General features: G+C 67.3%; 8 protein-coding genes. 5 read left to right on the forward strand and 3 right to left on the reverse strand.

All coding sequences use genetic code 11. The features are described 5' to 3' along the window. The first annotated feature begins 71 nt into the window (after positions 1-71). Positions 72-2,501, forward strand: coding sequence for a xanthine dehydrogenase family protein molybdopterin-binding subunit (locus tag WBV89_RS11760; protein ID WP_423981541.1), 2,430 nt, complete (start codon positions 72-74; stop codon positions 2,499-2,501). A 157-nt stretch (positions 2,502-2,658) separates the two neighbouring features. Here the strand turns inward: WBV89_RS11760 and WBV89_RS11765 are convergent, their stop codons facing one another. Genes WBV89_RS11765 through WBV89_RS11775 form a run of 3 tightly spaced genes read right to left on the reverse strand, consistent with a single transcriptional unit; the run spans position 2,659 to position 5,030 of the window. Next, a complete protein-coding gene (locus tag WBV89_RS11765; RefSeq protein WP_423981542.1) occupies positions 2,659-4,116 on the reverse strand; it encodes an APC family permease in 1,458 nt (485 codons plus the stop codon). Then, positions 4,113-4,505 (reverse strand): hypothetical protein, encoded by a 393-nt coding sequence (locus WBV89_RS11770; protein ID WP_423981543.1) that lies wholly within the window; start codon positions 4,503-4,505, stop codon positions 4,113-4,115. The genes WBV89_RS11765 and WBV89_RS11770 overlap by 4 nt, the downstream gene beginning before the upstream one ends. A gap of 48 nt (positions 4,506-4,553) precedes the next feature. After that, positions 4,554-5,030, reverse strand: a complete 477-nt coding sequence (locus WBV89_RS11775; protein ID WP_423981544.1) for a universal stress protein — start codon at positions 5,028-5,030, stop codon at positions 4,554-4,556. 88 nt (positions 5,031-5,118) lie between these two features. Between WBV89_RS11775 and WBV89_RS11780 the strand changes: the two genes are divergently transcribed. From WBV89_RS11780 to WBV89_RS11795, 4 genes are all read left to right on the forward strand, one after another. After that, the gene (locus WBV89_RS11780; protein ID WP_423981545.1) at positions 5,119-6,048 is read left to right on the forward strand and encodes an ABC transporter ATP-binding protein; all 930 of its coding nucleotides are present in this window, start codon (positions 5,119-5,121) and stop codon (positions 6,046-6,048) included. Further along, positions 6,045-6,839, forward strand: coding sequence for an ABC transporter permease (locus WBV89_RS11785; RefSeq protein WP_423981546.1), 795 nt, complete (start codon positions 6,045-6,047; stop codon positions 6,837-6,839). The genes WBV89_RS11780 and WBV89_RS11785 overlap by 4 nt, the downstream gene beginning before the upstream one ends. Then, positions 6,836-7,660 carry an ABC transporter permease gene (locus tag WBV89_RS11790; RefSeq protein ID WP_423981547.1) on the forward strand — a complete coding sequence of 275 codons (825 nt, stop codon included), beginning with the start codon at positions 6,836-6,838 and terminating at the stop codon, positions 7,658-7,660. Before WBV89_RS11785 ends, WBV89_RS11790 begins: the two co-directional genes overlap by 4 nt. 31 nt (positions 7,661-7,691) lie before the next feature. Next, the coding region (locus WBV89_RS11795) for a M20/M25/M40 family metallo-hydrolase (RefSeq protein WP_423981548.1) at positions 7,692-8,203 on the forward strand (512 nt) is incomplete at its 3' end.

The following is an 8,203-nucleotide window of genomic DNA, read 5'->3' on the forward strand; positions in this document are numbered from 1 at the left end:
TCCTTCCGGCGGTTGCTCGGGTCATCGTAGGAGCGGAGGTCGACGCGGGTTCACATGTAGGTTCGGAGGCGATGTCGACCACCAATGCTGCACCGTCGGATTCCACTCCCATTCGCGGGTCGATCCTCGGCACCCGCGTCCAGCGCACGGAGGACCCAGCGCTGCTGCGCGGTGCCCGTCGCTATCTGGCGGACCTCCCACTGGTCGACCGACTGCACGCGGTCTTCGTCCGCTCCGAGATCGCGCACGGTGTGCTCGGCGACGTCCACGTCGACGAGGCACGCGCCATGCCGGGGGTGGTCGAGGTGCTCACCGCAGCCGAACTCGGAGTCGCTCCGCACCACGGTTTCGCTCCCGTTCACCCCGACTTCAAACGCGCTCCCCTCGCGGTCGACCGTGTCCGGTTCGTCGGCGAGCCGATTGCGGTCATCCTCGCCGAAACGTTCGCGCAGGGCGTCGATGCGGCGCAGACCGTGTGGGCCGACATCGAACCGCTCGAGGCGTTGGTGACCCCGCTCGACGCCTTCGCCGAGGGCGCTCCCGACATCTTCGAGAGCCACGGCTCGAACGAGGCCAGCGTCCACGTCGCGGATGAACCCGTCGTGTTCGGCGCCGACGAGCACGTGATGCGTGGGACCTATGTGAACCAGCGGATGGCCGTGGTGCCGATGGAGCCCGACTGCGCCGCAGCCGAGGTCGACTCCGGCACCGGCCGTGTCACGTTGTGGGTGTCCAACCAGATGCCGCACCTGGTGCACACGCAGTTCTGTTCGGCGCTCGGACTCGAGACAAAGAACGTGCGCGTCGTCACGCCACAGGTCGGCGGGGGATTCGGCGGCAAGGCCGGTCTGCACTCGGAGTACACCGTCGTCGGCGCGTGCGCGATCCGAACGGGCCGACCGGTCCAGTGGATGCCGACGCGGAGCGAGGACATGGTTGCGTTGCCGCACAGCCGCGGACAGGTCCAACACGTCGAACTCGGGTGCCGGCCCGACGGGACGTTCACCGGCCTGCGCGTCCACCTGCTGGGTGACGGCGGTTCCTACCCGACGGTCGGCGCCTACCTTCCCGGCGGCACTCGCCGGATGGCCCAGGGAACCTACGCATTCGACGCGATCCAATGCGACATCGCCGTCGCCGTCACCAACACGACGTCGATGGGCGCCTATCGGGGAGCGGGTCGTCCCGAGGCGACCGCGATGCTCGAGCGGGCCGTCGATCAGGCGGCGCTCGAACTCGGCATCGACCCGATCGAGCTGCGCAAGCGGAATCTGTTGGGCGACGACGTGTTCCCGTTCACGACCTTGACCGGCAACACGTACGACTCGGGCCGGTACGCGGTGCCCCTCGATCGAGCCGCCGAGGTGGTCGGCTACGAAACGCTCCGCGCCGAGCAGGTCGAGCGTCGAGCTGCGGACGATCGTTCGCTGCTCGGGATCGGAGTGGCCTCGTACGTGGAGATCACCGCCGGTGGCGGGCCGACCGAGTTCGGTGCCGTCGACGTCCACCCCGACGGATCGGCCACCGTCCACGCCGGGACGCAGAACCACGGACAGGGCCACCAGACCGCCTTCGCGATGCTCGTGTCCGACCAGACGGGGATCCCGGTCGATCGGATCGCGCTCGTCGACGGTGACACGGACGCGGTGCGGACCGGCGGCGGGACCGGCGGGTCGCGTTCGCTCCAACTCGGTGGTTCGGCGGTACGCGGTGCGACGGAGGTGATGGTCGAACGTGCCAAGTCGGTCGCAGCGCGCATGCTCGAAGCCGACGAGGCCGACATCGTGGTCGACACCCTGGCGGGCACGATCGGTGTCGCCGGCGTCCCCGCGCAGGCGCTCACCTGGGGCGAGGTCGCCGCCGGTGCCGAGGAAGCGGGCGACGAACTCCACGGCGATTTCGACTTCGTGCAGGATGGTGCGACGTTCCCGTTCGGTGCGCACATCGCCGTCGTCGAGGTCGATCGCGACACCGGGTACGTCACGCTTCTGCGCCACATCGCGGTCGACGATTGCGGAACCGTGCTCAACCCGCTGCTCGTCGAGGGCCAGCAGCACGGAGGGGTGGCGGCAGGCATCGGACAGGCGCTGTGGGAGGACGTCGCGTTCGACGAGGACGGCAATCCGATCACCTCCAACATGGCCGACTACGGAATCCCGACCGCGGCCGAACTGCCGATGTTCGAGGTGGTCTCGACCGAGACGCCGACGCCGCTCAATCCGCTCGGAGCGAAGGGGATCGGCGAGGCGGCGACGATCGGCTCCACCCCCGCGGTCCAGAACGCCGTGATCGATGCCGTCTCCCATCTCGGGATCCGTCACATCGATCTTCCCTGCACGCCGCAACGCGTGTGGTCGGCGATCCGCGATGCCGAGTCCGGGACGCTCGCCGACCCGTGGAGCGATCCACCGCCGATCTTCGCGACGCTGCGTGAGCGTGTGGCCGCGGGCGCCGAACTCGTCGAGGACGACGACGCGGCAGCAGCCGCCGACGGAATCTGAGTCGCGGTTCCGCGAACACGGCGCGAGTCGGGCACCGGAGTCTCGGGGACGAGGCCATTCCGTCTTCCTCGGACTCGTCGGTCGGGGATGTGCGCCTCGTCCGAGTAAGGCGGAATGAGTGCACTCCCGGAGGTCTGCCGTCGTTGTGGTCCGCGCGTCAGGCGTCGCCGTCGAGATCGGCGATCGGTTCGCCGTCGGTCTTCCAGTCGGGCCGTCGGAAACGGTGGATGATCTGTGGCGGGATCGCCAGGATGACGACGCCGGTCGCGACGATGCCCGCATACGCGCCTGGCGAGAGGCTGCTGTATCCCGCCGGTGGTGTGAGGCCGAGGACGATGGCGGCGACGGCTGCCAGCATGCCGACCACCGCGATGACCGGGAGTCCGATGATCCGGATCGGTCGGGCGACGTCGGGCTGTGATCGGCGCAGTTTGATCGCTGCGGCGAACATGCAGACGTACATCAGCATGTAGAGGCTGATCGACACGTCCTGGAGGAGCGCGAACGCAGCGGACGTGTTGGGAAGCACGACGAAGACGAACGAGAGCACGGTCACGACCGCTCCCTGGAGCAGGAGCAGCGAGATCTGGATGTCGTTCGAGTTCGTCTTCTGGAGTGATCGGGGCAGGTATCCCGCACGTCCCACCATCCACATGCTGCGACTCGGCCCGCCGATCCAGGCGATCGAAGCGGCCAGCGCACCGAACACGAGCAGACCGGACAACACCTTCGACAGCGCCGGGATGCCGAACCCGTCGGCGTACACGGCGAACGCCTGCGACGCGCCCGAGGTCAGCTCGAGCGTCGCGTCCGGGACGACCACCGAGATGGCCAACGATCCGAGCAGATACATCACGAAGACGGTGGCGGCAGCCAGCATGACGCCCTTGAGGTAGTTCCGCGGCGGGCCCTTCATCTTCGCGATGTGGACGGCGTTCAGTTCGAGACCGGCGAAAGCGACGAAGGTGCCGACGACGAGTGCGATGCTCGACAGTCCGCTGACGGGCGGCGCCAGACTCGACGGACCGTCGTAGCTGATCTGTGATCCCTTGTCGTCGACGAGCCAGGCGAACATCATGAAGATGAGCGACAGCGCCGGGACGATGGTGCCGAGACCCAGGCCGAGGTTGGAGATGCCCGTCGACGACTTCATGCCGCGGCTGACGATCCACGTCGCCAACCAGAACACGACGATCACGACCGTGCCCATGTATGCGCCGTTCGCAGCGAGATCGGGACGTCCCAGAGCGGCGGCGAGCGCGGCCGCACCGAACGAGAGCAACGATGGATACAACGTCACGCTGTTCATGAACACGAACCACGTCGCCTGGAAGCCGGTGCGATCGCCGAACGCCTCACGAACCCAGACGAAGATGCCGCCACGGTGGCTGGTGGCCAACTCAGCCGACACGAGGCCGACCGGGACGAGGAACAGCAAGGCCGGGAGGAGGTACACGGTGACGGCACCGAGTCCGAAGCTCGCGGAGTCCGACAACTGAGCGATGCTGCCGACGCTTGCCACCATCAACATGGCGAGCGCCGGCCACGCGATGGTGGCGACCGAGCGCAGACTGCCGCCGGCGCCGGGTGGGATCTCGGCCCTGCTGTCGCTCATCTGGTCACGTCCACCGGATCCACGTCCTCGATGGCATGTGCGAAGTCGGGGAGCAGATCAGGGCAGTACGTCCTGATGACGAGCCCTGCGTAGGCGACGGCGGTCTCGGTGACGTTGTTTCGGCGCCCGTGGCCCGGGTTGCCGAGTAGGCGACTCGCCGCGGACGTCGTCAGACCGCCGTCGAACGCGTCGCACACACTGGACGCATCGGTTCCGTACAGCGCGGCAGCGATCTCGGCGGTGAGCTCGGGCTGGATGCCCGCAGCTCTGGTGGAGTCGACCAACTCCTGGGCGAGCTGTTGCTCGGTTGCCTCGTCAGCATCGCTCGACGAGCATGCGGCGACGGCGAGCGCGAGCGCTGCGATCCACGATGCCGTCCGCTTGCTCACGTACCACTCCTTTCGATCGCTGCCGAACAGCGACACGCGGTTGATGGATCAGTCGGGATTCGAGGTGATGACGGGGCACGGCGCGTGGCGCACGACGTGGTCCGAGACCGAACCGAGCAGTGCCCGTTTGAAGCCGCCGACACCGCTGGTGCCGATCACGATCACGTCGATCCTGCCTTCGGCCGCGCGTTCGCAGATCACTGCGCCCGGGTCGCCACCGAGGATCTCCCGCTCGATCGCCGCGAGCCCGAGCGATTCGGCCGCCTCGTCGAGCGCCAGTCGAGCATCGTGGTCGCGCTCGTCGAGCAGCTGTTGTTCGTCGGCGAACGACATCACCGGGCCCGCATGTCCGGAGCCCACGACGATCGACGGATCGAGCGTGGGGACCACGGTGATCAGTACCGAGCCGGGCGCGGGTGACACCAGACGGAGTCCTGCCGCCAACGCGGCGTTCGCATGATGAGACCCGTCGGTCGCGAGGAGCACGCGCCTCGCCGTCGGATCGATTCCCGCATTTTCGGTCACGAAGTTCCCCCAGGTTCGAAGTGTCTCCACACCGTAGTGATCCGAATCGAACCGATGCGATTGCGGCCCGATGTGTGACACTCCGAGCATGAATTCCAGCTCGGTGATCGTCGCGCGCTCGCTCGTGAAACGATTCGGCGACTTCACGGCGGTCAACGGCATCGATGTCGAGATCGCTCCCGGTGAGGCCTTCGGGTTCCTCGGACCGAACGGTGCCGGGAAGACGTCGACGATGCGGATGATCGGCTGCGTGTCGCCGGTGACCGGCGGTGATCTGAGGATCTTCGGCCTCGACCCGGCGACCGCCGGGCGAGCGATCCGCGGTCGGATGGGCGTCGTGCCGCAGCTCGACCAACTCGACACCGAGCTCACGGTCCAGGAGAACCTGCTGATCTACGGTCGGTACTTCGACATCGCCCGCTCCGAGTGCCGGTCGAAAGCCGACGAACTGATCGACTTCGTCCAGCTCGAGGACAAGCGGGACAGCAAGGTCGACTCGCTGTCGGGCGGGCAGAAGCGCAGGGTGAGCATCGCCCGCTCGCTGATCAACGACCCCGATGTGCTGCTCCTCGACGAACCGACGACGGGCCTCGATCCCCAGGCGCGCCACGTGCTGTGGGACCGGCTGTACCAGTTGAAGGAGCGCGGGGCCACGCAGGTGATCACCACCCACTTCATGGACGAGGCCGAACAACTCTGCGATCGGCTGGTCGTGATGGACGGCGGAGTGATCGTCGCGGAAGGATCACCACAGGGATTGATCGCCGAACACATCCGCCGCGAGGTGCTCGAGGTCCGCTTCGGGTACGGACGCAACGCGGCACAACTCCCCGCCCTCGAGGGTGTCGGCAGCCGGATCGAAGTGCTTCCCGACCGGCTGTTGATCTACGACGACGACGGAGACGCGGCACTGTCCGAACTCCATCGACGCGAGGTCATCCCCGAGAGCGCGTTGGTGCGTCGCAGCAGCCTCGAGGACGTCTTCCTCAAGTTGACCGGCCGGACATTGATCGAGTGAGCGGCACCATCAGCTCGTGGGGGCCCGCTCGCGTGTACTTCCGCGACTGGACCTACTTCCGTTTCGTGTGGCGGACGGCGGTCTTCGGATCCGTGGTGCAGCCGGTGATGTATCTGCTCGGTGTGGGTCTCGGGATCGGCGAACTGGTCGATGGCGGGCCGGCGGGCCCGGACGCCCTCGGCGGGGTGTCGTACTTCGCGTTCTACGCGACCGCGCTGATCGCCACCACGTCGATGTTCGTGCTCGGCCAGGAGTCGCTCTGGCCGACGATGGACGGCTTCACCTGGTCGGAGGCGCACCAGGCGATGATCTCGACGCCGTTGACATCGCGTGACGTCGCGCTCGGAAAAGGCCTCTACTACGGACTGCGCGGGCTGGTGTCGAGTGCAGGCGTGGCACTCGTGCTCGCCTGCTTCACCGAAACGCGGTCGTGGGGACTCCTTCCCGCGATTCCGGTGGGTGTGCTCACCGGGCTGGCGTTCGCGATGCCCTTCGCGGCCTGGGTCGCCACGCGCCACACCGACAACTCGTTCTCGGCGCTGTTGCGCTTCGGGGTCGTTCCGATGTTCCTGTTCGGAGGGGCGTTCTATCCGATCGACCAACTGCCCCCGTGGCTCGAATTCGTCGCTCGCCTCACCCCGATCTGGCACGGGATCGAGCTGTGTCGCGGGCTCGTGCTGGGAGGTCTGGAACCGATGGCCGGACTGGTCCACCTGCTCGTCCTGCTCGGTTTCGTCACGGCTGGGAGCATTGCGGCGACGATCACCTTCGATCGGCGGTTGCGGCCGTGAGCGCCTCGCCCGTCCCGGCTTCCAGATCGCTCCCCCTGCGGATCATCCCGACGGTCTTCTTCGACATCCGTCGTCCGCAGCGGATGATCGAGCGCAGCCTCTACGTCTACAAGCGCGGTTGGCTCGTCCTCGTGAGCGGCTTCATCGAACCGCTGTTCTACCTCCTGTCGATCCAGGTCGGGCTCGCGGCGCTCGTCGGCGACGTCGAAACCGGCGGGAAGACCGTGCCGTATGCCGATTTCGTGGCGCCGGGGCTGATGGCGGCTGCCGCGATGAACGGCGCCGTGTTCGAGTGCACGGCCAATGTCTTCTACAAGATCAAACACTCGAAGCTCTACGACGCCGTGCTCGCGACGCCGATGTCGGCGGGTGACGTCGCGCTCGGTGAGATCGGGGGAGCGGTGGCGCGCAGCGGGATCTACGCGGTTGCGTTCGCGGTCACGATGGCGGTGCTCGGCATGGTCGAGTCGGCGTGGACCGTGCTGGCCATCCCGGCGGCGATGCTGATCGGCTTCGCGTTCGCGTCGCTCGGCATGGCGCTGACGACGTTCATGCGGTCGTGGGAGGACTTCGAGTACGTTCCGGCGATCACGTTGCCGCTGTTCCTGTTCTCCACGACCTTCTACCCGCTGTCGCAGTACGGGAGTTGGAGCTGGGTGGTCGTGTTCAGCCCGCTGTACCACGGCGTCGAACTGGTGCGCGCAGCGAACCTCGGCGTCTGGGACGGGTCGATCGTCGGGCATCTGGCGGTGTTGATCGGGCTGTCGATCCTCGGCCTCATGGTCGCAGCTCGCCGAATCGAACGCCTTCTCCTCACCTGAGTCGGCGAGCGGTACCGTGACACGGGTGACCATCGACGACACCGCACTGCACGATCGGTGCGCAGACGTGTGGACCGGGATCATCCCCGTCCTCCACGAGTACATCGCGATTCCGAACGTGTCACCCGATTTCGACGCCGACTGGCGCGAGCACGGCCACATGCAACGCGCGGTCGACCTGATCGAGGGCTGGTGTCGCGCCCGCCCGATCCCGGGTCTCGTCGTCGAGGTCCACGAACTCCCGGGCCGGACGCCGATGATCCTGATGGAGATTCCTGCGACCGATCCGTCCGCTGGATCGGGTACCGACGACACCGTGTTGCTCTACGGCCACCTCGACAAGCAGCCTGAGATGGAAGGGTGGCGCGAGGGGCTGGGTCCGTGGACGCCCGTGCTCGAGGGTGATCGCCTCTACGGCCGCGGCGGCGCCGACGACGGCTATGCGGCCTTCGCCAGCCTGACCGCGATGGAGGCTCTCCACGCGGCGCACGGGTCGCACGCGCGGTGTGTCGTCCTGATCGAGGCGAGCGAGGAGTCGGGCTC

Origin of the sequence: Ilumatobacter sp. (assembly GCF_049588435.1) — a bacterium.
Classification (GTDB): Bacteria; Actinomycetota; Acidimicrobiia; order Acidimicrobiales; family Ilumatobacteraceae; genus Ilumatobacter_A.

Bases quoted from the DNA above. Each gene is read 5' to 3' on its own strand.
- WBV89_RS11760 (WP_423981541.1), top strand. From the start codon at position 72: ATGTCGACCACCAATGCTGCACCGTCGGATTCCACTCCCATTCGCGGG.
- WBV89_RS11765 (WP_423981542.1), bottom strand. From the start codon at position 4,116: ATGAGCGACAGCAGGGCCGAGATCCCACCCGGCGCCGGCGGCAGTCTG.
- WBV89_RS11780 (WP_423981545.1), top strand. From the start codon at position 5,119: ATGAATTCCAGCTCGGTGATCGTCGCGCGCTCGCTCGTGAAACGATTC.